The sequence below is a fragment of the Solwaraspora sp. WMMD406 genome (assembly GCF_029626025.1).
GTDB lineage: Bacteria > Actinomycetota > Actinomycetes > Mycobacteriales > Micromonosporaceae > Micromonospora_E.
In genome coordinates, this window is sequence record NZ_JARUBF010000001.1 from 5,672,792 (window position 1) to 5,695,869 (window position 23,078).

The following is a 23,078-nucleotide window of genomic DNA, read 5'->3' on the forward strand; positions in this document are numbered from 1 at the left end:
CCGTTGCACCTCACACGCGGCCCGTACCGCCGGGCCACGGGCAGCCGGCGGCACGCCGTCGCGGACCAGCCGACGTACCCGCGCCCGATCCACGTAGCCGGTCAACGCCTCGGCCTCGGCGGCCGTCGCCGCCGCCGGTTCGACGCCGGCCAGCCGCTGCACGGCCTGCCGGAACTCGGTCCGACGCAGCCTGGCCAGCCACCACAACGCCGCCGCCGTGGGCACCCAGACGATCAGCAGGTAACCGGCCAGGTCGCCGGCGGGTCGCGGCCAGGCCGGCAGGGTCACCACGAACGGCGCGTTGACCACGGCGTGCGTCAGCCAGGCGAGACCGGCCGCCGCGACCGTCACGCCGACCCGGCGCGCCCGGCTCCGGTCGGTCCGCAGCAGCAGATAGGTGACGCCGGCACCGAAGGTCGCGGTGAACAGAGCGTGGCCGGCCACCCCGGGCACGAGCACCCGCAGCGCCACCACCGAGACGGCGGCGGACACGTCGTCGGGCAACGGATCGTCGGCCGAGATCAGCGCGTAGCCAAGGTCCTCGACGGCGGCGAAGCCCACTCCGACGACCGCGCCGTAGACCGCGCCCGCGAAGACGGTCCGCAGGTGCGGTCGGGCGGCGAGGAAGAGCAGCAGCACCCCGGCGCCCTTGGCCAGTTCCTCGGCGGTCGGGGCGACCAGCGCCGCGCCCCAGGTGGCGGCGAACCACGGCGAGGTCGCCTTGGCCAGCAGATCGTCCAGGAGCCAGCCTGACCCGGCACCGACGGCCACCGACACCGTACCGCCCCAACCGAAGGCCAGCGCCACCAGCCACCACGGGCGGCGGGCCAACTGGTCGACCGACCGGACGACCAGCAACACCGCCACCGCGTACGCGGCGATCAACGGCAGCGCCGCCAACGTCGACAGCGGTGCCGTGAACGCCATGAACGGCACCAGCAGGAGTACGGGAACACCGGTCAGCCCGACGGCACCGGTCAGCAGCCAGAAGCTCGGTACCCGTACCGGTGTCCAGGCCTGGCTGGTCACGGCGACTCCTCGATGCTCAGGCTGTCGATCGCGCGGCGCACCGCGTCGGGTACGGCGGCGCAGTCGGGCACTCCCGAGACCAGGGCGGTCACGCCCACCCGGCTGGCGGCGGTGCCGGCGGTGACGACGGTCAGGCACTCGCCGAGGTCGTCGTCGAACGGGTCCGGCGTCCAGTGGCGTACCCCGGTGAAGCCAGAGCCCGGTAACCGGACCTGCTCCAATTCGGCCGACGGCCCCGGCGGATCCCAACTCAACCGGTCGAGGGCGTGGTCGACGAACGGCTGCGGATCACCGGTGAACCGCCGGGCGGCGAGGGCGAGGTACACGTCGTCGCCGACGTCGATGCCGACGTCACCGGTGCCGGGACGGGAATCGATGGCGAGTCGCGCGTCGGCGGGCGGATCGACCGTCACGCCGTAGCCGACGTCGAGCCGTCCGGTCAGCCGTGGCCCGTCGACGGGCCACGCGAGCGACACCACACCGGGCAGGCACACCAGGATCGTCAGCCCGACCAGTACGGCGACCCCGGCGAGGGCGTTGCGCCAGCCCTTGTCCACCTGAGCTGGCTCCTCTCGCCCGACCACCCGGGTCGACCCACGCGTCCGGGTGCTCCACAGTGCCAGACCCGCGCCATCGGTCCGGCGGCGGGCAGCGCCAACCGGCACGGGGCGGTGGGCGCCGGGGACGAGGGCGGTGGGCGCCGGGAACGGGCGCCGGTGGTCCGGTGGGCGCACAATGAGGGGATGCCGCTCCCACTGTCGCTCCCGGTGAAGGTCCTCGCGTTGGCCCGGACCACGGCCGGCCAGGTCGCCTCGTCGGCGACCGACACCGTCGGCCGGGTCACCGGGCACACGATGCAGCTGGTGGGACAGGCCGGTCAGCTCGCCGCCGAGTACGCGGCGGTGCCCGGCCGGGCGTTCGCCGTACTCGACGAGATCGAGTCCCTGGTCCGCCGGACCGGCACCGTGGTGGACCATGTCGAGTTGCTGCTCGAACGCAGCGCCCAGGTGGTGGACGAGACCGAGGAAGCGACCCGCCGGGTCGAGGTGATCGCGGCGGCGGCCACGTCGGCGGTGGAGGCGGCGACCCGGTTGGCGGCGGCGGCCGAGACGTTGCTCGGCGACGCCGACCAGGTGGCGGTCGGGGCGAGTCGGCTGGTGGGGCAGAGCGAACAGATCGCCGCCCGCTCGGCCGATCTGCTCGGGGAGTACGAGCCGGCCCTGCGCCGGGGCGCGCCGATGGCCCGGCACTTCGTCGAACAGCTCAGCGAGGACGAGGTGGACGCGGCGGTGAAGCTGGTCGACGAGCTGCCCCGCTTGACCCGGCACATCCAGGCCGACGTGCTGCCGATCCTGGCCACCCTGGATCGGGTCGGTCCGGACATTCACAGCCTGTTGGAGGTGACCCGGGATCTGAAGCTGGCGGTGGCGGGCATTCCCGGGCTACGGATGCTCCGTCGGCGGGGCGCGGACCGGCTCGGCGAGGAGGAGGAGCCCGCCGCGAACGACTCAGCGTGATCGCGGGATCGTTGACCCGCCGGCCTACCCTGCCCGCATGCGCAGATCGATGGTCCGGCCGACCCGTGGTGTCGTCGGGCTGATGCTCGTCGGGATCGGGTTGACCGGGTGCGGCGCCATCGTTCCGGGTGTCGGTTCGGGCGCTGTCGACCGTACCGCCGAGCGGGGTGTCACGGCCGGCGGACGCGGCGACGTCGCCGACGGACGGGGTCCGACCCCACGGACCTTGACCGCCGCCGAGGTCGAGGCCAACGCCAAGGTACGGCTGCCGCCGGGCACCGTCCTGTTGTCCACGTCGTTCGTCAGCTTCCAGGACTGGCATCTCACCGCGATGTTCCGGATGCCGGCCACGGCGTTGCCGGGGTTCCTGGCCGACAGCGGGTTCCCGCGGCCGCGGCCGGGGCTGCGCGCCGTCGGCGACGGCGACCACGCGTCCGGCGACACGTGGCGGCCGGACGCCGCGGTCGACGTCGTCGGGGTGGAGCAGTTGACCGAGCCGACGCAGGGCGTGTTCCGCAAGCTGCTGGTCGACCTGGACCGGCCGGACGACGTCACCGTCTACCTGGTGGCGTTCACCACTTGACGGTGGACTCGCTGCACCCCATTGAGATAAACACTTCGTTGAAAACACCAAATTGACAACGGCATGATTTGGTGATTGAGTCGAACGGTGACTGTCGACGACCCGTTCACCCCGCCCGATGCCGCCCGGTCGCGGGCACACCGCGCTCACGCCGCGCTGCTGCGAATCGCCGAGCGGCACGCTGACACCTCCAGCAGGCGCCACCGTCATCTGCACCCCGAGGTGGTCGATCCGTACGAAGCCATCCGACTGGTCCTGGCCCTGGCTGTCGGCGGCGCGACGTCCGAGGCGGGCGAACCGGCGCTCGACCAGAGCGACCTCGTCGCGGCGCTGACCCTGGTAGCACCCGTGCGCGCCGACCTCGACGCGATCGAACTGGGCCTGCTGGAGGCCGCCCGGCAACGGGGTCTCACCTGGCAGGCCATCGCCTTCGGGCTCGGTCTCGGCACCGCCCAGGCCGCCAGGCAACGGTATGAACGGATTTCCGGCCGGAGCTTGCCACGGACCACATCCGGTACGCAGCAGACTCCGGAGACGTCAGGCGTGGACCAGACCGGGACGGCGTAGGTCCTCGACGTCGACCACCTCGCGACCGAGCGGCCAGAACGCGGCCGGCACCAGCTTGAAGTTGGCGATCCCGAACGGGATGCCGATGATGGTCAGGCAGAGAGTGACGCCGGTGACAATGTGGGTCAGTGCCAGCCACCAGCCGGCCAGCAGCACCCAGAGGAGGTTCGCCAGCCCGGAGCCGATGCCGGCACCCGACTTCGCGACCAGGGTCCGGCCGAAGGGCCACAGGGAGTAGTACGCCAGCCGCAGCGACGCCACCCCGAACGGAATCGTGATGACCAGGACGAAGCAGATCAGGGCGGCGATGCCGTAGGCGACGCCGAGCACGATGCCGCCGCCGAAGATCAGCCAGAGCAGGTTGAGGATGACTCGCATACCGGCCATGGTCGCCCATCGGCGCCACCCGTACCGGCGGATGCGTCAGACGGCCAGGGCGTCGATCTCGGCGCGGTCCGGCAGCGACACCGACGCACCGAGCCGCCGTACGCAGGCCGCGCCGGCGGCCGAGGCCCAGCGGACCGCCGCCAGCAGGTCCCGTCCTTCTCCCCAGGCCACCGCGAGCGCCCCGGTGAACGCGTCACCGGCGGCGGTGGAGTCCACCGTCTCGACGGCGATGGCCGGCACGTGACACGTCGGCCCGTCCCGCTCGACGAACCAGGCACCTTGTACGCCGAGGGTGAGAACCGCCCGGGACACCACGGTCAGCAACGCCGTCGGATCCTCGCTTCCGGCGCCGACGAGCGCCCTGGCCTCGGTGTCGTTGACGACCAGCAGGTCGACCGCGTCGAGCAGTTCGGCCGGCAGTGGCCGGGCCGGTGCGGCGTTGAGCACCACCCGGGTGCCCGCCGCCCGGGCCGCCGACGCGGCGGCGACAACGGTGTCGAGCGGGATCTCCAGCTGGGCGACCAGCACGTCGGCGGACCGGATCGCCGCCAGCTCGGGCTCGGTCAGGCCGTCGAACGCGGAGTTGGCGCCGGGGGTGACCACGATGGCGTTCTCGCCCGCCTGGTTGACCATCACGACCGCGACACCGGACGGCCCGTACACCACCCGTAGTTGACTGGTGTCCACGCCGGAACGGGCGATCCTGCCGGTGAGGGTGACGCCGAAAGAGTCGGAGCCGACCGCGCCGAGGAAGACGCAGTCACCGCCGGCCCGGGCGGCGGCGATCGCCTGGTTGGCACCCTTGCCGCCGGGGACCATCACGAAGTCGCTGCCAAGCAACGTCTCCCCCGGCGACGGCAGCCGAGGAGCGGTCGCGACCAAGTCCATGTTCGCGCTGCCCACGACGACGATCCTCGGACGTCTCACGGTGCCTCCGCCTCGTCTGCTCACCGCCGGGTAACCCTGCGGCCTGCGAGTGTAGGCCGGAGTTGCCGGCGTCAGGCGGCGCGGGCGGTGAAGCGCGCACCGGCGCGTTCCACCACCAGCGGCAGGTCGAAGGTCTTCGACAGGTTTTCGCCGGTGAGCGTCGACGCCAGCGGGCCGGCGGCCACGATCGTGCCCGTCCGCAGCAGCAGAGCGTGGCTGAAACCGGCTGGGATCTCCTCGACGTGGTGGGTGACCAGCACCAGCGCCGGGGCGTCCGGGTCGCTGGCCAGCGCGCCGAGCCGGCCGACCAGTTCCTCCCGGCCGCCGAGGTCGAGCCCGGCCGCGGGCTCGTCGAGCAGCAGCAGTTCCGGGTCGGCCATCAGGGACCGGGCGATCTGGACCCGCTTGCGTTCGCCTTCCGACAGGGTGCCGTAGCCGCGGTCGGCGAACCCGGCGACGCCGAACTGGCCGAGCAGCGACCGGGCCCGGCTCTCGTCGACCGCGTCGTAGCTTTCCCGCCACCGGCCGACCACCGACCACGCGGCGGTCAGCACCACGTCGAGGACCCGCTCGTCGGCGGGGATCCGGTCGGCCAACGTCGCGGTGGATAACCCGATCCGGGTACGCAGTTCCGCCACGTCGGTACGGCCGAGTCGCTCACCGAGCAGGTGCACGGTGCCGGTGGTCGGGTGGAGCCGGGCGGCGGCCAGGCTGAGCAGGGTGGTCTTGCCGGCGCCGTTGGGCCCGAGCACCACCCAGCGTTCGTCGGGGCGCACCCGCAGCGTGACGTCGTGCAGCAGGGCGGCGCCGGAGCGGGTCACGCCCACCCCGTCGAGCTGGATCACCAAGTCGTCAGCAGCGGTCGGCACCGGTCCATCCAACCACGCGGGCCCGACCGGGTTCCGGCCGGATCTGCCCGACGGGTCGACGTGCCGACGCAGACCGCCAGGTATCGGCCGGACACCCGCAGGCGGCGGGCCGGTGAAGGTCAGGCGCAGGTCAGGCCACGGTGGAGCCGAACACCTCGTCCCGTACGGCATCGAGGGCGATCCGCAGGGCTCCCTGCAGCACCGGTTCCTCGGTGACCTCGGTGACCACCACGCGGGGGGTGACCAGAGTGATCGCGGCCACTTCGTGCTGCACCCGTTGCGCGAGCGCGTCACCGCCGGCCTGGCCGACCTCGCCGGTGAGCACGACCAGCGGCGGGTCGAGCACCACGCAGGCGCTGGCGACGCCGAGGGCGAACCGGCGGGCCAGTTCGTCGAGGACCGGGCCGCCACGGGTACCGGCGGCGACCGCGGCCCGGACGGCGTCGCCCGCGCCGGCCGCGCGGAACCCGTGTTCGCGGGCGAGGGCGCGGACCGCGTCCGCTCCGGCGATCTGCTGGAACGCCGGCTTCGCCCGCCGGGAGACGTCGCGTGGGATCGGGGCACCCGGCACCGGCAGGTAGCCGATCTCACCGGCGGCACCGGTGCTGCCGTGGTGCAGCCGCCCGCCGAGCACGATGGCCAGACCGACGCCGACTCCGGCCCAGACCAGCACGAAGTTCGGCACGTCGCGGGCCGCGCCGGCGTGTGCCTCGGCGACGGCCGCGAGGTTGACGTCGTTTTCGAAGACCACCGTGGTGTCGAGATCTTCGCGCAGGGCGGCGAGCAGACCTCGGTGCCACCGGGGCAGGTTGTAGGCGAAGGTGATGTCGCCGGTGGCCGGGTCCACCAGGCCGGGGGTGCCGAGCACCACCCGCCGTACGCTGGCCAGTTGGGTCGCCGCGCTGCCGGCCGCCTGGACGACGGCGTTGTGCACCACGCCGACCGGGTCGTCGGTATCCTTGGTGGACTGTTCGACCCGGCCGATCACCGATCCGGTGATGTCGGCGCAGGCGGCGACGACCCGGTCGGGTCCGACGTCGACTCCGACCACGTGGGCGCTGCCGGGTTCGACGGCGTAGAGCTGCGCGTTCGGCCCTCGGCCGCCGGCCTGCTCACCCACCCGGGTGACCAGGCCACGACCTTCGAGCCGTTCCACCAGCTGGGAGGCGGTCACCTTGGACAGCCCGGTCAGCTCGCCGAGTTGGGCTCGGGTCAGCGGACCCCGGGCGATGAGCAGCTCCAGCGCGGCCCGGTCGTTGAGGGCGCGCAGCAGACTTGGCGTGCCGGGTAGGCGCGGGGAACCCATACGTCGTCCTCTAGCGTTTAGGAAAGTTAACTATTATCTTGGGCAACCTCAACGGAGTAGCCGTAGCGTAATGGCCGTCGACACCGTCGACGGTCCGACGATGCGGCACTCACCGGCAACGACAGTGCACCCACGGTGCGACACTCGGACCGCGAGGCTGTCACGGAGGGGGAAGACACCGTGTCGATCGATCCGGGCCTACGCCGGCTGGCGTTGCGTACCCTGTTGGCCGCGTTCCCCGGCCACACCCCGCCAGGCTGGGCGATCGACCTGGTCGGCGCCGGGCTCGCCGGACACACCCTGTTCGGCACCAACGTCGCGGACCCGGCGCAGGTCGCCACGATGACCGCCACGCTGCGCGCCGCCCGGCCCGACGTCCTGATCGCCATCGACGAAGAAGGCGGCGACGTCACCCGGCTGGCCCACGCCACCGGCAGCCCGTACCCGGGCAACGCCGCGCTCGGCGCGGTCGACGACCCCGACCTGACCCGGGCGGTCTACCGGGCGATCGGCGACGAACTCGCCACCTGCGGGATCAACCTCAACCTGGCCCCGACCGTCGACGTCAACACCGCCGACGACAACCCGATCATCGGCACCCGATCGTTCGGCGCCGATCCGGCCAGGGTCGCCGCCCACGCCGCCGCCGCCGTCACCGGACTGCAGGACGCCGGAATCGCCGCCTGCGCCAAACACTTCCCCGGCCACGGAGCCACCGTCACCGACTCCCACCTGGAACTGCCGGTCGTCGACGTACCGCTGCGGGTGTTGCGCGACCGGGACCTGCCGCCCTTCGCGGCGGTCGTCGGCGCCGACACGCGGGCGATCATGACCGCGCACATCCGGGTCCCGGCGCTCACCGGCGACGCCCCGGCCACCCTGAGCCCGGACGCGCTGACCGGGCTGCTCCGCCAGGAATACGGCTTCACCGGGGTGATCGTGACCGACGCGTTGGAGATGCGCGGCGCCACGCTCGCCGCCGGCGGCATCGTGCCCGCCGCGGTCGCCGCGCTCGCCGCCGGGGCCGACCTGCTCTGTGTCGGCGCGCGGGTCGACCAGTCGCTGGTGGAGCGGATCGCCGCCGGCATCGCCGACGCGATCACCGACGGCACCCTGCCGGTCGGCCGGGTCGAACAGGCCGGCGACCGGGTCGGCGCGCTCGCGTCGACGGTACGTCGCGCGTCCGACGCGGCCGGCGGGCCGAGTGACCTCGGGTACGCCGCCGCCCGGCTCGCGGTCCGGGTGGAAGGATCCCTCGACGGGCTCGGTACGCCGCTGGTGGTGCACCTGGCGACCAGTTCGACGATCGCCGAAGGCCGGGTGCCGTGGGGGCTCGGTCCGCATCTGGACGGCACCGAACACCGCCGGGTGGTACCGGCCGACGTCACCGCCGACGCCCTGCGTACGGCAGCCGCCGGTCGTCCGCTGGTGCTGGTCGGCCGGCACATCCACCGGGTCCCCGGCGCTCGGGAACTGATCGAGACGCTCGCCGCCGGGTATCCGGTCTCGGTGGTGGAGATGGGCTGGCCGTCACCGTGGCGCCCGGCGGGCGTACGAGCCTTCGTCACCACCTTCGGCGCAAGTCACGCCAACGGGCGGGCGGCCGCCGAGGCACTCGGCCTGGCCGCCTGACCACGATGCACTCGGCCTGGCGGCCTGACCACGAGGCACTCGGCCTGGCGGCCTGACCCCAAAGGAGCCCGGAGACGGGCCGACCCCGGAACCTGGAGACGGTTCCGGGGTCGGCACACCGGCCGGTGCGCGGACCTGGTGGCCCGCACCACGCCCAGGTCAGTAGCGGTAGTGCTCCGGCTTGTAGGGGCCGGCCACGTCCACGCCGATGTAGTCGGCCTGCGCCTTGGTGAGCACCGTCAACTTGGCGCCGAACGCGTCGAGGTGCAGCCGGGCCACCTTCTCGTCGAGGTGCTTGGGCAGCACGTAGACCTGCTTGCCGTACTCGCCGACCTTGGCGAACAGCTCCACCTGGGCGATCACCTGGTTGGAGAACGAGGTCGACATCACGAAGCTCGGGTGCCCGGTCGCGTTGCCGAGGTTGAGCAGCCGGCCCTCCGAGAGCACGATCACCGAGTGTCCGTCCGGGAAGCGCCACTCGTCGACCTGCGGCTTGATGTTGATCTTCTCGATGCCCGGTACCTTGGCGAGCCCGGCCATGTCGATCTCGTTGTCGAAGTGCCCGACGTTGCCGACGATCGCGTTGTGCTTCATCTTCGCCATGTGCTCGGCCATGATGATGTCCTTGTTGCCGGTCGTGGTGATGAAGATGTCGCCCCGCTCGACCACGTCGTCCAGGGTCACCACGTCCAGCCCGTCCATCGCCGCCTGCAACGCGCAGATCGGGTCGATCTCGGTCACCACGACCCGGGCACCCTGGCCGCGCAGCGACTCGACCGCGCCCTTGCCGACGTCGCCGTACCCGCAGATCACGGTGAGCTTGCCGGCGATCATCACGTCGGTGGCCCGGTTGATGCCGTCCACCAGCGAGTGGCGGATGCCGTACTTGTTGTCGAACTTGCTCTTGGTCACCGAGTCGTTGACGTTGATCGCCGGGAAGAGCAGCTTGCCGTCCCGGGCCAGCTCGTAGAGGCGGTTGACGCCGGTGGTGGTCTCCTCGGAGACGCCGATGATCGGCTCGGCCATCTCGGTGTACTTGGTGGGGTTCGTCGCCAGCGACCGCCGCAGGGTCTCCAGGATGATGCCGTACTCGTGCGAGTCGGTCGGTGCCGTCGACGGCACCGCGCCGGCCTCCTCGAACTGCTTGCCGAGGTGGATGAGCAGGGTCACGTCCCCGCCGTCGTCGACGATCGAGTCCGGTCCCGAGCCGTCCGGCCAGGTCAGCATCTGCTCGGTGCACCACCAGTACTCGTCGAGCGTCTCGCCCTTCCAGGCGTACACCGCCACACCCTGCGGGTCCTCGACGGTGCCGTTGGGCCCCACGACGACCGCCGCCGCCGCGTGGTCCTGGGTGGAGAAGATGTTGCAGGAGACCCAGCGCACGTCGGCACCGAGTGCGGTCAGCGTCTCGATCAGCACCGCGGTCTGCACCGTCATGTGCAGCGAACCAGCGATCTTCTTGCCCTTGAACGGCTGCTGGGCGGCGTACTCGCGGCGCAGCGCCATCAGGCCGGGCATCTCGTGCTCGGCGAGCTCGATCTCCTTGCGCCCGAAGGCGGCCAGCGAAAGGTCAGCGACCTTGAAGTCGCTGACCGAGCCTGCGCTGTCGGCGGTCAGAGTGACGGTCACGAAATCTCCTCGGGTTTCTACGGATGCGTCCGTCCTGCCGGGTACGGCGCGCACGACACCCATCCACCATACGGCCCGTAGAAGAGCATTCCCGCCCCGAGGGCGGACCGCGCAACCTGGAAGTCACGCCGGTCCGCCCCTACCCGTACGCTCCGTCGATCCGGACCCGACCGGGTCGGGGTCGACTCCGAGTCGTCCCGAGTCGAATCGACCGCGGTGGCTCAGTCCCTGGCCAGGGCGAACCCGACGGTCGGGCCGCCACCTCCGCCGTACGCGACCTGGATGAGCAGCGCGGCGACCGGTTCCAGATAGCGTGCGCTGGACAGCGGCCCGGCGTCGACCGTGTCGAACCCGAGCTGGGTGCCAAGCTCCTGGACTGTCTTCTTGGCGGCCAGGTCGTCCCCGGCCACCGGTACCGACTGCCGGACCCCGCCCAGCACCGGCCGGGCGTGATTGGGCGCGAGAACCGTGTTGAACGCCTTGATGACCTGTGCCGCCGGCACCAACTCGGCGATCCGCTCGGCGGCTGAGGTGTCGTGCCCGATCCGCAGCGACATGTGGTCCGGGCCGAGCGGGTTGGTCACGTCGATCACCGTCCGCCCGGTCAGGGCCCCGGCCACCGGCCCGGCCAGCGTGCTGTCGACGTCGGCGAAGGGTACGGCCAGCACGACCAGGTCCGCCTCGGCCGCCCGCTCCGGCGCCACGGGGGTCACCCCGGTGGCGGTGGTCGCCTGCGCCAGCCGGGGGGAATCGGGGCTCGACGCGGAGATCGTCACCTGGTGGCCGACCTCGGTGAGCCGGCGCGCCATCGCGGATCCGACATTACCGGCGCCAATGATGCCGATGTCCATCGTTTCTCCCTCTCGCTCTCCCGTTCGCTCCCGCTCGCTCTTTCGCTCGGCGGAAACGCTGGCTGGTAGCTCGTCAGCGGGCCCTCGCCGGGGCGGGTACCCGCTGCCCCCGGACGGAAACGATCACCGGCGAGTCGGGCGGGGCGGCACACCCCCCGGCCGGTCAGCGGCCCACCGGATGGAACAGTTCCGGCGACGACGTTTCCAGCGGCACCGCCGACGGCGGCACCAGCCCCAACTGCACACCTTGGCGGGACAGCAGCGACTCCAGCATCCAGTCGGCCGCCACCCGTACCCGGTTGCCGGGGATCGACGCCAGGTGGTAACCACGGGTGACCACCTTGGCCAGTGGCCCGGACAGCGGCACGTGCAGCGGGTTCGCCGCCGCCTGCGCGCCGCCGAGGTCCACCACGAAACCGAGGTCCTTGTGCCGGTACGGCGCGGGCGAGCCGTGCCCGTACGAGGCCGCGATGTTGCGGGCGACGAGCTTGCCCTGCCGTACGGCGTGTTGGGCGGTCATCGGGGTGATCTCGCCGGGACGACTCGGATCCGGGACGGCGGCGGCGTCGCCGCACGCGAACACCTCCGGGTGCCGTGGTACGGCGAGGAACTCGTCCACCACCAACCGACCCTTCAGCGTGGCCAGCCCCAGCTCGTCGACGACCGGATCCGGCCGGACCCCGACGCACCAGATCAGCGAGCGGGTGGCGACGAACTCGCCGTCGGACAGGTGCACCCCGTCGGCGGTGGCCTCGCGCACCGAGGTGCCGAAGCGGGTGTCGACTCCACGCGAGTCGAGCACCTTCTGCGCGGTGACCGACATCCGCTGGTCCAGCTCCGGCAGCACCCGGTCGGCCAGATCGAGCAGCAGCCAGCGAACCTCCTGGTTGGCCAGCCGGGGGTGACGGCGGACCAGCAGGTCGGTCGCTGTCACACAGTGCGCGGCGACCTCCGTACCGGTGTATCCGGCCCCGACCACGACGAACGTGCAGCGGGCCGCGCGTTCGGCGGAGTCGTCGGTGAGGTCGGCGAGTTCGATCTGCCGGGTCAGGTGGTCGCGCAGGTAGAGCGCCTCCGGCAGGGTGCGGAAGCCGTGCGCGTGTTCGTTGACGCCCGGTATCGGCAGCAACTTGTTGACGCTGCCGATCGAGACGACCAGTCGGTCGTAGCGCAGGTCGGCCGGGCTGCCTTCGGCGTCGACGTAGCCGACCCGACGCTCCGGCAGGTCGATCCGGTCGATCTCACCGAGCACGATGCGCACTCCGGGCAGCGTGTCCGGCAGGGAGACGGTCGCCCGGCGGGGTTCCAGCACCCCGGACGCCACCTCCGGAAGCAGCGGTACGTAGAGGAAGTAGTCGGTCGGGTTGATCAGCACGATCTCCGCCGCCCCCCGGGCCGTCCGGGAGAGCGTACGGGCGGCCTGGTAGCCGGCGAATCCGGCGCCGACGATGACGATGCGTGGTCGACTCATGTCGTTGATCTCCGATCGAAGGTGTCTGCGGTGCCTGCGGCGCGAAAGTGGGTGTCCCCGCCACCGCCCGGCCCCGGGCGCCGGGGAGACCAGGCGGAGCACTGAGGACACCCACCGGAGGGTTCCGCCGACCGCCGGTCGGCCTACGGCCGGCGGGTTCGACGACGAGTGGTCAGTTGTTGGGTTCGTCGGTGCTGATGTCGGCCAGCACCGAATCCGGCTCCCACTCGACGGCCAGATCACCCATCGACACCACACCGACCAGGCGGCCGTCGTCGACCACCGGCAGTCGGCGCACCGAGTAGGTCCGCATCAGTTCGGCGGCGGCGACCGCGTCGTCGTACGGCGAGACGACCACCACGTCCTCGCTGAGGATCTGGCTGAGCTGGGTGCTCGCCGGATCCATCTCGGAAGCCACCGCACGGACGGTGATGTCCCGATCGGTCACGATTCCTTGGATTTCACTGCCATCGGTGACGATGATGTCCCCGATGTCGGCATCGCGCATCTGTCGCGCCGCTGCGGTCAGCATGTCGTTCGCGTCCATGGTGAACGGCCGGGCTGTCATGAACTCTCCGACGGTCGTCATCATGCACTCCTCTCGGTGTCGGCGCCATGTTCCGGGTACCCGTGCCCCGGCCCGGAAAACCGGCCGGCACCCCGCTCACCCACCCACATTGGCGGGCCGGCCGGAGCACCCGCGATCGGCTAGGCTTCCTGCACGAGAACGGCCTGCTGGGACCGGTCCAGCGTCGGGTAGGGAGCAGGACGTGTGGGTGCGCCGGGGCGACTGGCGTATGCCCGGTTCGCCGGACTGGACGCTGATGCGACGTACCGAACGCTGGCGCGGGCTGCCGGCGGCGTTGGCGCTGATCGCGGTGATCACCGTGATCGACGTGCTCACCCGGACCGACGCGGTCGTGCTCGGTTTCCTGTCCCTCGCCCCGCTGCTCGCGGCAGCGGTCGAGAAGACCCGCCGGACCGCGCTGGTGGCGGCCGTCGCCTGCCTGGTCGCGCTGGTCGCCGGCCTGCCCAGCGGCGTGTTCGGCAGCCTGGACCACCTGCTGCGCACCTCGGTGGTCTTCGCCGTCGGCATCGTGTCGATCTACGTCGCCCGGTCCCGCAACCTGCGCGAGGCCCGCCTGAGCCGGATGACGGAAATCGCCCAGGTCGCCCAGCGGGCGGTGCTGCGGACCCCGCCACCCTGGCTGGGTGATGCCGCGCTGGTCGCCCGCTACCTGTCCGCCTCCGAGGCGGCGAACGTCGGCGGCGACCTGTACGAGGCGGTGGCCAGCCCGTACGGCGTACGGCTGATCATCGGTGACGCGTGCGGCAAGGGGCTGCAGGCGGTGCAGATCGCCACCACGGTGATGGGCACGTTCCGGCAGTCCGCCTTCGTACGGCCGGAGCTGTCCGCGGTGGCGGCCGACCTCGACCAGGCGGTGGTACGGGACGCGATCGGCGCCGGTCAGCCCGCGCAGTTCGTCACCGCCGCCCTGGTGCAGCTGACCGGTGACACGCTGACGGTGATCAACTGTGGCCATCCGGCACCGGCGTTGCGGACCGCCGACGGGAAGCTGGAGATCCTGGAGCCGACGGACCGGCATCCGCCGCTGGGACTGCACCGCGACGCCCCGGATCCGACCGAGCTGACCCGGCCGTGGTCACCCGGCGACCGGCTGCTGCTCTACACCGACGGACTGGTCGAGGCGCGCAACGGTGGCGGCAAGTTCCTCGACTCCACGCAGGTGACCGCCTGTCTGGACCTGGCGGACCGGCAGGAGGTCCTGGACCGGATCGTCGCCGAACTGCACCGGCATTCCGGCGGTCAGATCACCGACGACGCCGCCCTGCTGCTCGCCGAACGGCAGAGCCCGGACCTGCCGACCATCGGCCGGTAGCCGGCCCGGGCCGGTACGGGGTCAGGCGGTGCCGGCGATGAGCAGTTCGGCGATCTGCACAGTGTTGAGCGCCGCGCCCTTGCGCAGGTTGTCGTTGGAGCAGAACAACGACAGCCCGTGTTCGACGGTCTCGTCGGCGCGGATCCGGCCCACGTACGTCGGGTCCTGCCCGGCTGCCTGCAACGGCGTCGGGATGTCCGACAACGCCACCCCGGGTGCGTCGGCGAGCAGCTCCATCGCCCGCCGTGGGCTGATCGGCCGGGCGAACCGGGCGTTGATCTGCAGCGAGTGGCCGGTGAAGACCGGCACCCGGACGCAGGTTCCGGAGACCTTCAGCTCGGGGATGTCGAGGATCTTGCGGCTCTCGTTGCGCAGCTTCTGTTCTTCGTCGGTCTCCCCCGAGCCGTCGTCGACGATCGCGCCGGCCAGCGGCAGCACGTTGAACGCGATCGGTCGGGCGAACGAGCGCGGGAGCGGGAACTCCACCGCCGTACCGTCGAAGGTCAACGCTGCCGCGTCCTCGGCGACCTTGCGGACCTGCTCGTCCAGTTCGGCGACGCCGGCCAGACCGGCCCCGGACACCGCCTGGTAGGTCGAGACGACCAGGCTGACCAGGCCGGCTTCGGCGTGCAGCGGACGCAGCACCGGCATCGCGGCCATCGTGGTGCAGTTGGGGTTGGCGATGATCCCCTTGGGCCGGTCAGCGGCGGCCTGCGGGTTGACCTCGGCGACCACCAGCGGTACGTCCGGATCCATCCGCCACGCCGACGAGTTGTCGATCACTACGGCACCGGCCTGCGCGATCCGGGGCGACAACTCCTTGGAGGTGGCCTTGCCGGCGGAGAGGAGCACGATGTCCAGGCCCTGGTAGTCGGCGCTCGCCGCGTCCTCGACGGTCACCTCACCGCCGCGCCACGGCAGCGTACGGCCGGCCGAGCGGGCCGAGGCGAACAGCCGCAGCTCGTCGACGGGCACCTGACGCTGCTCCAACACCTGACGCATGACGCCACCGACCTGGCCGGTCGCGCCGACAATCCCGATCCTCATGTCGCGAAGATTACCGACGGGCCGGGGTACGGCGGAACCGAGTTGTCGCACGTCACCTTTCGACCCGTCGATGTTCCCCGCCGGCCCGTCGAGGTGTTCCGCTGATCCCGGCGACGTCGTTCGCCGGTCGAGAGTCAGCCGTAGTGGCGGGTGGGCTGCGCCGGACGCCACATCGGCCAGAGCAGCGGGCCGCCGTCGGGCAGGTGGAACGGGACGGTCGCGGTCATCTGGTAGCCGAGCCGGGCGTACAGGTCGCGGGCCCGTGGACTGCTCGCCACGACGTACGCCGCGCTCCCGGCGGTGTCGAGGATGGCGTGCCGGTGGGCCAGCAACGCCGTACCCAGGCCGAGCCGCTGCCGGCCGGGGGTGACCGCGAGATACGCCAGATAGTGGTGCTCGCCGACCGGATGCCGCTGGGCGAGCACGTCGTCGAGCAGCCGGAACCGGTATGCGTACTCACCGCAGGCGTCATCGAGCAGCTGCTCGTACTCCACCGGGTTGGGCAGGATCAGGCTGCACGGACGCCAGATCGCCACCGCGCCGTAGTCCTCGGTCCGGTAGACGCTGCCCTGCCGCAGCCCGTAGTCGATCAACGCCGGGCAGAACCGCTGGAACACCTGCCGGCGGGCCACCGGGTCGGGGATCAGCCAGGCCGCCTCCGGGGTGTCCAGAAACGCCGCCACCAGTGTCCTGGCCACCTGCGGGGTGTCGGTGTAGGTCGCGTACCTGATCATCACCGACGTGTGGAGCTGGTGCATCAGCGGCTCGCCTCTCTGCGGCACATTGCGGACACCCGGGTACAACGGATGACACACCCTCGTGGGTTCGACCGTGTTCAGTCGCCTACCGCCGGCGAGGTCGCCGGGCCGCGACCGCGCCCGGTCCACTGCAGGAACCGGGCGTACAACTGGGCGGGGTCGGGACCCGGCTCAGGGCTCAGCCGATGCAGGTCGGCAGCCGCGTCGAAGAGGTTGACCGCCATGTAGACGCTGAGGCCGACCCGGTCGGCGCGGTACTCGTGCAGCAGATCGAGGCGGGCGGTGGCGCACGGCCACGGTTCGGCGCAGCGCCGGCACAGCCACAGCGGCCGGCGCGGCTCGTGCGGGCGACCGGCCAGCCGGGCCTGGGCGCTCACCACCAGCCCTCGTTGCGGCGGCGCGCCCGCCGCGACGCCGGCCACGTCGGTCCGGGCAGCGACATCGGCGGCGACCAGAACCGGTCCGGGCAGTTCGACCACCGCAGGCCGCAGCTGCACCAGCGCCGGCACCACCGCCAGACCCGCCGGTGCACCGGCCCGAGCGGTACGGGTTTCGCGTCTCCGTAAAGGGGCATACGCGCAACGCTGCCACAGGGGTTGACGAGTAGTCAATGGCCCCATTGATAAGTCGTCAACCCACCTACTCGGAAGCTCCGCCGGATGCAGGTCATGGCGCTCACAGAGGTAGCCGACTGCCTCGGGGTCAGTCGGCAGCGGGCGGCCATCCTGGTCGACCGGCCCGACTTCCCGGCCCCGATCGCCACCCTCACCGTCGGACGGATCTGGCTCGCCGCCGACGTACGGGCGTACGCCGAGAAACGTCACCGCCGGATCAGCGACTCCGAGGAGTGACAGCGCGGCTCGTCCACTCGTCGACCATCGTGGCCGTCGCAGTGAAGTCGTCAGGCCTGCCGGGAGACAGGGTCAGGCACCGGCGGGAGGGGCGTCGGCGGCGCGGCGCAAGCGCCGGACATGGGCTGACGCCGACACCCCTGCCGTTGGCTTTCGCTCAGGCGGTGCAGGGCACGCAGTACCGGGCGTGCGGCAGGATCTCCAGCCGTTCCCGGGGGATGTCGCCGCCGCACTTGTCGCAGCGACCGTAGCGACCGGCGGCGATCCGGTTCAGTGCTTCCACGGCCTGGTCGTAGCCGCGCCGGGCGGCCACGATCAGCGCGGCCCGGGTGTGCGCGTCACGCGGGTCGCCGGTGTCGGCGGTGAGTTCGGTCAGTTGGGCCCGGTGCGTGTCGAGCTGGTCGGCCAGTTGCACCCGCGCCTGTTCGATCCATTCGCTGTTACGGCCCTGCAGTTCGGTGCTCATGAAGTCGCCTCCTAAATGGAAGAAGGGCCGAAGCTGATGCGCTTCGCCCCTGGTGGCCGTCGGATGGGTGTACGTCAGCCGCCAGGTGGACCCCGGTCGGCCGGATTCGGCAGCACCGGTCGACCTCCGGCGGTCGGCGCGACGGCGCGCACACCGACGGCAGTCGTGTGAGTCACGACTGCGTAGCGCTGCGCGAATCCACCCATCCGGCAACCATAGGCCGGCCCCACTGGAAAGCCAACCGGGTTACCTGCGGGAACGGTCACCACTGGGCGGCGTACGACGCTCAACGCGCTCACCGGGAGCCGACGATCTGGGCGACGGTCAGGGCGATCGGCAGGATCAAGGTGGTGGCGGCCCGGCCCAGGAAGCCGGGTGAGAACGGAGCAGGTTCTGTCGCGGCGACCGCCTGCCGCAGGCGCAGTGCCAGGTCCAGACGCGACAGTTCGCCGACCATTCGCTCTGGCACCAACCGATTGGGGGCTGTCACCGCGAGGGCCGCGTCCTCAATGGCGGGTGCCAGTTGGTCCAACGCCCGTTCCTGCGACTCCCGACTGAGCCGGTACAGTCGCCAGGCCGGAATGCTGAAAACCGCCAGCCCGCCCAGGGACAGCAACAACAGGAACAGCCAGACGATCACCAGGCTCACCGGCCGTAGCTGCGGCAGGATGCCGAGCATCGCCGGCACGAACAGTGCTCCGCAGCTGAAGATCAGCCCTTCGAGCCAGGCGAATCCGTACAACTCTCGAATCCCCCAGGCCCGGTCGGCGCGAAACGCGCTCCAGCGCAGGCCGGCCGTACCGCATGCCGCGTCGATCAACGCGATCACCTTGGTGATGCCCCAGATACCGGACGCCGAACAGATCCCGACCGCACCGATGACCACGAGTCCGGATATCCGCTGCCCGGTCGTGTGTACCGGGATCAGCGCAGTCAAGGGTTCAAAGGACACCGCCAGAGCCAGCGACGGCGCCAGGCCGACCGGCAACACGGTCCAGAAGTAGGCCCGGTCCCAGCGGTCCAGACGCCGTTGCATCGCGGTCAGGTCCCAGCCGGCGTACCGCCCGTGCCGGCTGAAATCCGCCAGCAGCCTCTCCAGGACGAACTCGCCCTGTTGCATCAGGATCGGGGACAGCGTGACCCACAGCGCGGCGGTGGGGATCGCCCAGTGCAGGGTGGACGGCCTCGTCCCGAGGTGATCGACGACGGCGGTGGCGTACCACCACCAGAACAACCCGGTCGGTGCCGCAGCGAAGATCAGGACGGCCAGCAGCCGCTGCCGGCCGCGATTTCGCCGCGCCCAGGCCACCCGACGCGGCACCGACGTGTACGGTCCGACGAAGGTGGTGACCCGCTGCGGCATCGCCTCACCAGCCGTGTCGCAGAATCCGCCAGGTCGTGTCGGCCCGGATCCGCCCGACACCGAACAGCAGCGAAACGGCGTCGGAGAACACCACCGGGTCGCGTTGCGCGGCCTGGATGACCTGCCGGGCCCACCACGGCATCGACATCAGGCCGTGGGCGATCCGGCAGGAAACCAGATGTGCCCGATAGGTACGCCGGAACCAGGCTTCGAACTCGTTCAACGCCGTTGTCAATGGCACTGCGGAGGTCAACTCCGCCGGTAGCCCGGTGATCAACTGGCGGGCGGCCGTCATGCCGTAGACGATGCCTTCCCCGCTCAGCGGGTTGACCATCGAAGCGGCGTCACCCAGCAGTACCGCCCGTTCGTGCGCCAGCGGCGGGACCCGAGACGCGAGGGGCAGGTGATGCGACCGGTAGGCGTGCAGGTCGGCCAACTCGATCCCCCGTTGCCGGCACGAATCCGCGAACCGGTCGAGCACCGAGCGGAGGTCGAGACCCCGGTGCCGCATCGCGCGCAGCATCACCCCGACCCCGACGTTCACCACGCCCTTGCCGGTGGGAAAGAGCCAGCCGTACGCCGGCAGCAACTCCTTGGACCATTCGAAGATCATTCGGCCGCCGTACGGACCGTCCGGATCGAAGGCGTCGGTCTCGGCGTACGCCCGCATCGCGATCGCGGTGTGTCGCACAGCCGGCCGTCCCACGCCGAGCATCCGGCGTACGGTCGAATAGGCCCCGTCCGCAGCGACGACGAGCGGCGCGGTCAGTCTCGACTCGGTGCCGCCCCGGCGCACGGACAGCCACCGTCGCTGCTCGCCGAGCCCGGTGCCGGTCACCTTGTGTCCGGCCAGGTCCACCGCGCCGGCGGCGAGGGCCGCCAGCCGCAGCCGCTGATCGAAGTCGGCCCTGGGCACCACGTAGCCCTCGGTGGTGTGCCCGTCCACTCCAATCAGCGGGGCGTTCAGCTCGGCACCGCCGGGACCGTACACGGTGAGGGCGGCGACCGGAGTCTCGGCAGCCAGCAATCGGCCCAGATCCAGCTCGCGCAACAGCTGCGCGACGCCCGGACCCAGACCGTCGCCGCACGGCTTGTCCCGAGGGAATGCGCGCTGGTCGACCAGGGCCACATGCCAGCCGCGTCGGGCGGCGAGCAGCGCCGCGGTCGCGCCAGCCGGACCGGAGCCGACCACCACCACATCGAAGGCCGTCGCGTCCACACCGCCAGTGTGACAGTCCGCGACAACGACTTCGACAACAGCGGAGCGCGATCAGTCAGCTGGCGTCGAGCATCTCCCCCAGGCCGGAGGCGGTCAGTTCGTCGCGGATCTGCGCGGCGTCGCCCTCCACCACCAGGGTCAGCCCTTCGGCGTGCAGGTGGGTCGCGGCGGCGGCGCCGACCTCGTCGACGGTGGCCGACAGCAGCTGCTCGCGCAGGGTGGCGTGGTAGTCGTCGGGTAGGCCGTACACCACCAGGGTGGACAGTGCCCCGGCGATCGCCGACGGGGTCTGCAGGTCGACCGAGAGCTGACCGGCCCGCCAGGACCGGGCCACCGCCAGCTCCTCCTCGGTCACCCCGCCGGCCTGGGTACGGGCGACCTCGCCGACCGCGTCGACCAGGGCGGGCGCGGTGACTCCGGTCTGCACACTCGAACTGACCGTGAACCGTCCGAACCGGCGGGACAACCCGAAATCCGACCGGATGCCGTACGTGTAGCCGCGTACCTCCCGGATCAGGTGGTTGAGCCGGGACGTGAAGGCACCGCCGAGCACCGTGCTGGTCAGGCTCATCGGCACGTAGTCGGGGTGGGCCCGGTGCGGTGCCGGGTGACCCAGGCGCAGCGCGGACTGCACCGAGCCGGGCCGGTCGACCAGGATGATCCGACGCTGGTCCCGCAAGGTCACCGGCAGCGGCGGACCGACCGGCTCCGGCCCGCCGGTGGCACCAGCGAACGCCGCCGCGCCGAGCGCGTCGAGGTCGAGCAGATCCAGGTCGCCGGCGACCAGCAGGGTGCCGGGGCGGGTCAACCACCGCCGGTGGAAGCCGACCACGTCGTCGACGGTGACCGCTGCCACCGAGTCCGGGTCGCCGCCCATCGGGCGGCCGTGGCGCTGGTCGGCGCCGAACAGGTCGGCCCGCAGCGCCGCGTCGGCCCGTGGTCCTGGGTTGGCCCAGTACATCCGCAGGCCGGTGACCTCGTCGTCGCGGACCCGCTCGACGTCGGCCGGATCGAGCTTCGGCGTACGGACGGCTTCGGCGAGCAGTTCGACAGCGGCGCCCAGCCGGTCGGCGGGCACCTGCACGCCGACCCGGAACGAGTCCCAGTCGGCCGAGACGAACAGTTCGGTGCCGAGCCCTTCCAGAGCGAGGGCGTACGCGGCGGAGTCCCGGCTGGCGGTGCCCTCCTCCAACGCCTTGGCCAGCACACCGGCCAGCCCTTCCCGGCCGATCGGCTCGCGGCCGGCACCGGCGTCGAGCAGCAGGCTGGCCACGGCCAGCCGGTGTCCGGGCAGGTGCGCGGCGACGATCTCGCCGCCGGCGACGCTGCGCCGGATCACCGGTGGGAACCGGTACGGCCGGGCCGCCCCGGCGTCGGGACGTTGCGCGATGACGGTCACTTGTCGCCCTCCGGCAGGTAGGTCAGGTGAACCCGGTTGTCCGGCCGCAGCAGCCGCGCGGCCTCGTCGCCGACCGCTTCGGTGGTGACGGCCAGCCAGCCCGACAGCCGCTCGCCGGCGCGGGCCGGTTCGCCGAACTGGGTGGTGAAGCGGCCGAGGATGTCGGCCCGGCCTTCGAACGTGGCGACCTGCCGCCACCAGCCGGTGGTCAGCAGCGCGATGGCCCGGTCGAGTTCGGCCTGGGTGACGCCGTCGCGGGCGACCTCGTCGAGCACCTCGATCAGCCCGTCGGCCAGGCGTTCGGCGCTGACCTGCGGCTGGGCGGTAGCGGTGACGATCAGCGGGGCGGGCGCGTGGGCCAAGTCGACGCCGTACGCCCCGAGGTAGTCGGGTTGGGCGATGCGCGCGCCGTCGGCGAGCCGTTGGTAGAGCCGGCTGCCCCGACCGCTGCCGAGGATCGTGCCGAGCACGGTCGTCGCGTCATATCCGGGGGTGCCGAACGGGTGGGTCCGGTAGGCCAGGTAGTGCCGGGGGGCCGGCACGTCGGCGGTGACGGTCTCCCGCACCGGGCCGCCGAGCGGGGGCGGCTGGCGGCCGTCCGGGGCCGGTGGGATGTCGTCGCGTGGCGCGATCGCGCCGAAGTACTTGTCGGCGAGGCTGAACACCTCGTCGGCGTCGGTGTCGCCGACGACGGTGAGCACCGCGTTGTTGGGCGCGTAGTACATCTCGTGGAACGCCTGGAAGGTGGCCAGGTCGGCGGCGTTCAGGTCGTCCATCGAGCCGATGGTGGCGTGGTGGTACGGGTGGCCGGGCGGGTAGAGCAGCGGCAGCATCCGCAGCCAGGCGTCACCGTACGGCACGTTGTCGTAGCGCTGCCGGCGCTCGTTCTTGACCACTTCCCGCTGGTTGTCCAGGGTTTCCTGGGTCAGCGCGGGCACCAGGGCACCCATCCGGTCGGCTTCCAGCCACAACGCCAGGGCCAGGTGTTCGGCCGGCACCGTTTCGAAGTAGTTGGTCCGGTCCGGGTTGGTGGTGGCGTTGAGCGAGCCGCCGGCCCCCTGGACCAGCTTCATGTGCTCGGTCTTGGCGACGTTGACCGAGCCTTCGAACATCAGGTGCTCGAAGAGGTGGGCGAATCCGGTCCGGCCGGCCGGTTCATGCCGTGAGCCCACGTCGTACCAGAGGTTGACCGCGACAACCGGTGCACTGCGGTCTGAGCTGACGACGACCCGCAGGCCGTTGTCCAGTCTGGTGGTCTCGATCGGCCAGGGGTACCCGTTGGGCGACATGGGCCCGACGTTAGCCG

Annotated in this window: 22 protein-coding genes and 2 pseudogenes; 6 read left to right on the forward strand and 18 right to left on the reverse strand. The window is 71.6% G+C overall.

Annotated elements, in window-relative coordinates:
- Nucleotides 1-234: 234 nt before the first annotated feature.
- Nucleotides 235-927, reverse strand: a pseudogene (locus O7632_RS25090) (PrsW family intramembrane metalloprotease); the annotation flags it as partial.
- Between the two features lie 98 nt (nucleotides 928-1,025).
- Complete coding sequence (locus O7632_RS25095; protein WP_278117736.1) at nucleotides 1,026-1,586, reverse strand: hypothetical protein; 561 nt, start codon at nucleotides 1,584-1,586, stop codon at nucleotides 1,026-1,028.
- A 186-nt stretch (nucleotides 1,587-1,772) separates the two neighbouring features.
- On the opposite strand from O7632_RS25095, the gene O7632_RS25100 reads away from it, so the two are divergent.
- The 3 genes from O7632_RS25100 to O7632_RS25110 all read left to right on the forward strand — a co-directional run bounded on the left by O7632_RS25100 (nucleotide 1,773) and on the right by O7632_RS25110 (nucleotide 3,696).
- On the forward strand, nucleotides 1,773-2,546 hold the full coding sequence (locus tag O7632_RS25100; protein WP_278117738.1) for a hypothetical protein: 774 nt from the start codon (nucleotides 1,773-1,775) through the stop codon (nucleotides 2,544-2,546).
- 37 nt (nucleotides 2,547-2,583) lie between these two features.
- Nucleotides 2,584-3,129 (forward strand): hypothetical protein, encoded by a 546-nt coding sequence (locus O7632_RS25105; protein WP_278117741.1) that lies wholly within the window; start codon nucleotides 2,584-2,586, stop codon nucleotides 3,127-3,129.
- Between the two features lie 87 nt (nucleotides 3,130-3,216).
- Nucleotides 3,217-3,696 (forward strand): DNA-binding protein, encoded by a 480-nt coding sequence (locus O7632_RS25110; protein ID WP_278117743.1) that lies wholly within the window; start codon nucleotides 3,217-3,219, stop codon nucleotides 3,694-3,696.
- On the opposite strand, the gene O7632_RS25115 is transcribed toward O7632_RS25110, so the two are convergent.
- The 4 genes from O7632_RS25115 to O7632_RS25130 all read right to left on the reverse strand — a co-directional run bounded on the left by O7632_RS25115 (nucleotide 3,667) and on the right by O7632_RS25130 (nucleotide 7,185).
- Entirely contained in the window at nucleotides 3,667-4,074 is a 408-nt protein-coding gene (locus O7632_RS25115) for a YccF domain-containing protein (protein ID WP_278117745.1), read from the reverse strand. The two genes, O7632_RS25110 and O7632_RS25115, sit on opposite strands and share 30 nt — an antisense overlap.
- A gap of 45 nt (nucleotides 4,075-4,119) precedes the next feature.
- Entirely contained in the window at nucleotides 4,120-5,010 is an 891-nt protein-coding gene (locus O7632_RS25120; protein ID WP_278117747.1) for a ribokinase, read from the reverse strand.
- Nucleotides 5,011-5,081: 71 nt separating this feature from the next.
- Nucleotides 5,082-5,891 (reverse strand): ABC transporter ATP-binding protein, encoded by an 810-nt coding sequence (locus O7632_RS25125; protein WP_278117748.1) that lies wholly within the window; start codon nucleotides 5,889-5,891, stop codon nucleotides 5,082-5,084.
- Between the two features lie 118 nt (nucleotides 5,892-6,009).
- Nucleotides 6,010-7,185, reverse strand: coding sequence for an ROK family transcriptional regulator (locus O7632_RS25130; protein ID WP_278117750.1), 1,176 nt, complete (start codon nucleotides 7,183-7,185; stop codon nucleotides 6,010-6,012).
- Nucleotides 7,186-7,365: 180 nt separating this feature from the next.
- On the opposite strand from O7632_RS25130, the gene O7632_RS25135 reads away from it, so the two are divergent.
- Nucleotides 7,366-8,817, forward strand: coding sequence for a glycoside hydrolase family 3 N-terminal domain-containing protein (locus O7632_RS25135; RefSeq protein WP_278117752.1), 1,452 nt, complete (start codon nucleotides 7,366-7,368; stop codon nucleotides 8,815-8,817).
- Between the two features lie 159 nt (nucleotides 8,818-8,976).
- Here O7632_RS25135 and ahcY read toward each other — a convergent pair whose 3' ends face one another.
- The 4 genes and pseudogenes from ahcY to O7632_RS25155 all read right to left on the reverse strand — a co-directional run bounded on the left by ahcY (nucleotide 8,977) and on the right by O7632_RS25155 (nucleotide 13,357).
- Entirely contained in the window at nucleotides 8,977-10,446 is a 1,470-nt protein-coding gene (ahcY, locus tag O7632_RS25140; RefSeq protein ID WP_278117753.1) for an adenosylhomocysteinase, read from the reverse strand.
- Nucleotides 10,447-10,667: 221 nt separating this feature from the next.
- Nucleotides 10,668-11,342 (reverse strand): annotated as a pseudogene (locus O7632_RS25145) (NADPH-dependent F420 reductase); the annotation flags it as partial.
- A gap of 118 nt (nucleotides 11,343-11,460) precedes the next feature.
- The gene (locus O7632_RS25150; RefSeq protein ID WP_278117754.1) at nucleotides 11,461-12,768 is read right to left on the reverse strand and encodes an NAD(P)/FAD-dependent oxidoreductase; all 1,308 of its coding nucleotides are present in this window, start codon (nucleotides 12,766-12,768) and stop codon (nucleotides 11,461-11,463) included.
- A gap of 172 nt (nucleotides 12,769-12,940) precedes the next feature.
- Complete coding sequence (locus tag O7632_RS25155) at nucleotides 12,941-13,357, reverse strand: CBS domain-containing protein (RefSeq protein ID WP_278117755.1); 417 nt, start codon at nucleotides 13,355-13,357, stop codon at nucleotides 12,941-12,943.
- 181 nt (nucleotides 13,358-13,538) lie between these two features.
- On the opposite strand from O7632_RS25155, the gene O7632_RS25160 reads away from it, so the two are divergent.
- Nucleotides 13,539-14,669 carry a PP2C family protein-serine/threonine phosphatase gene (locus tag O7632_RS25160; protein ID WP_278117757.1) on the forward strand — a complete coding sequence of 377 codons (1,131 nt, stop codon included), beginning with the start codon at nucleotides 13,539-13,541 and terminating at the stop codon, nucleotides 14,667-14,669.
- Between the two features lie 21 nt (nucleotides 14,670-14,690).
- On the opposite strand, the gene O7632_RS25165 is transcribed toward O7632_RS25160, so the two are convergent.
- The 3 genes from O7632_RS25165 to O7632_RS25175 all read right to left on the reverse strand — a co-directional run bounded on the left by O7632_RS25165 (nucleotide 14,691) and on the right by O7632_RS25175 (nucleotide 16,833).
- A complete protein-coding gene (locus O7632_RS25165; RefSeq protein WP_278117759.1) occupies nucleotides 14,691-15,716 on the reverse strand; it encodes an aspartate-semialdehyde dehydrogenase in 1,026 nt (341 codons plus the stop codon).
- Between the two features lie 134 nt (nucleotides 15,717-15,850).
- Nucleotides 15,851-16,474, reverse strand: a complete 624-nt coding sequence (locus O7632_RS25170; RefSeq protein ID WP_278117761.1) for a GNAT family N-acetyltransferase — start codon at nucleotides 16,472-16,474, stop codon at nucleotides 15,851-15,853.
- Nucleotides 16,475-16,551: 77 nt separating this feature from the next.
- Nucleotides 16,552-16,833, reverse strand: coding sequence for a hypothetical protein (locus tag O7632_RS25175; protein ID WP_278120366.1), 282 nt, complete (start codon nucleotides 16,831-16,833; stop codon nucleotides 16,552-16,554).
- 309 nt (nucleotides 16,834-17,142) lie between these two features.
- Here O7632_RS25175 and O7632_RS25180 point away from each other — a divergent pair, with 309 nt between their 5' ends.
- Nucleotides 17,143-17,325 carry a DNA-binding protein gene (locus O7632_RS25180; protein WP_278117762.1) on the forward strand — a complete coding sequence of 61 codons (183 nt, stop codon included), beginning with the start codon at nucleotides 17,143-17,145 and terminating at the stop codon, nucleotides 17,323-17,325.
- A 157-nt stretch (nucleotides 17,326-17,482) separates the two neighbouring features.
- Here the strand turns inward: O7632_RS25180 and O7632_RS25185 are convergent, their stop codons facing one another.
- From O7632_RS25185 to O7632_RS25205, 5 genes are all read right to left on the reverse strand, one after another.
- Complete coding sequence (locus O7632_RS25185) at nucleotides 17,483-17,791, reverse strand: TraR/DksA C4-type zinc finger protein (RefSeq protein WP_278117764.1); 309 nt, start codon at nucleotides 17,789-17,791, stop codon at nucleotides 17,483-17,485.
- Nucleotides 17,792-18,086: 295 nt separating this feature from the next.
- Nucleotides 18,087-19,154 carry a hypothetical protein gene (locus O7632_RS25190; RefSeq protein WP_278117766.1) on the reverse strand — a complete coding sequence of 356 codons (1,068 nt, stop codon included), beginning with the start codon at nucleotides 19,152-19,154 and terminating at the stop codon, nucleotides 18,087-18,089.
- 4 nt (nucleotides 19,155-19,158) lie between these two features.
- Entirely contained in the window at nucleotides 19,159-20,373 is a 1,215-nt protein-coding gene (locus O7632_RS25195; protein ID WP_278117768.1) for a geranylgeranyl reductase family protein, read from the reverse strand.
- Between the two features lie 55 nt (nucleotides 20,374-20,428).
- A complete protein-coding gene (locus O7632_RS25200; protein WP_278117770.1) occupies nucleotides 20,429-21,772 on the reverse strand; it encodes a pitrilysin family protein in 1,344 nt (447 codons plus the stop codon).
- Nucleotides 21,769-23,061 (reverse strand): pitrilysin family protein, encoded by a 1,293-nt coding sequence (locus O7632_RS25205; RefSeq protein ID WP_278117771.1) that lies wholly within the window; start codon nucleotides 23,059-23,061, stop codon nucleotides 21,769-21,771. The genes O7632_RS25200 and O7632_RS25205 overlap by 4 nt, the downstream gene beginning before the upstream one ends.
- Nucleotides 23,062-23,078 lie beyond the last annotated feature (17 nt).

What these genes read in the sequence shown, in the direction of transcription:
- O7632_RS25100 (WP_278117738.1), top strand. Translation starts at nt 1,773, where the DNA reads ATGCCGCTCCCACTGTCGCTCCCGGTGAAGGTCCTCGCGTTGGCCCGG.
- O7632_RS25190 (WP_278117766.1), bottom strand. Translation starts at nt 19,154, where the DNA reads ATGCCGCAGCGGGTCACCACCTTCGTCGGACCGTACACGTCGGTGCCG.
- O7632_RS25180 (WP_278117762.1), top strand. Translation starts at nt 17,143, where the DNA reads ATGGCGCTCACAGAGGTAGCCGACTGCCTCGGGGTCAGTCGGCAGCGG.
- O7632_RS25115 (WP_278117745.1), bottom strand. Translation starts at nt 4,074, where the DNA reads ATGCGAGTCATCCTCAACCTGCTCTGGCTGATCTTCGGCGGCGGCATC.
- O7632_RS25150 (WP_278117754.1), bottom strand. Translation starts at nt 12,768, where the DNA reads ATGAGTCGACCACGCATCGTCATCGTCGGCGCCGGATTCGCCGGCTAC.
- O7632_RS25155 (WP_278117755.1), bottom strand. Translation starts at nt 13,357, where the DNA reads ATGACGACCGTCGGAGAGTTCATGACAGCCCGGCCGTTCACCATGGAC.
- O7632_RS25130 (WP_278117750.1), bottom strand. Translation starts at nt 7,185, where the DNA reads ATGGGTTCCCCGCGCCTACCCGGCACGCCAAGTCTGCTGCGCGCCCTC.
- O7632_RS25105 (WP_278117741.1), top strand. Translation starts at nt 2,584, where the DNA reads ATGCGCAGATCGATGGTCCGGCCGACCCGTGGTGTCGTCGGGCTGATG.
- O7632_RS25170 (WP_278117761.1), bottom strand. Translation starts at nt 16,474, where the DNA reads ATGCACCAGCTCCACACGTCGGTGATGATCAGGTACGCGACCTACACC.
- O7632_RS25165 (WP_278117759.1), bottom strand. Translation starts at nt 15,716, where the DNA reads ATGAGGATCGGGATTGTCGGCGCGACCGGCCAGGTCGGTGGCGTCATG.
- O7632_RS25205 (WP_278117771.1), bottom strand. Translation starts at nt 23,061, where the DNA reads ATGTCGCCCAACGGGTACCCCTGGCCGATCGAGACCACCAGACTGGAC.
- O7632_RS25185 (WP_278117764.1), bottom strand. Translation starts at nt 17,791, where the DNA reads ATGAGCACCGAACTGCAGGGCCGTAACAGCGAATGGATCGAACAGGCG.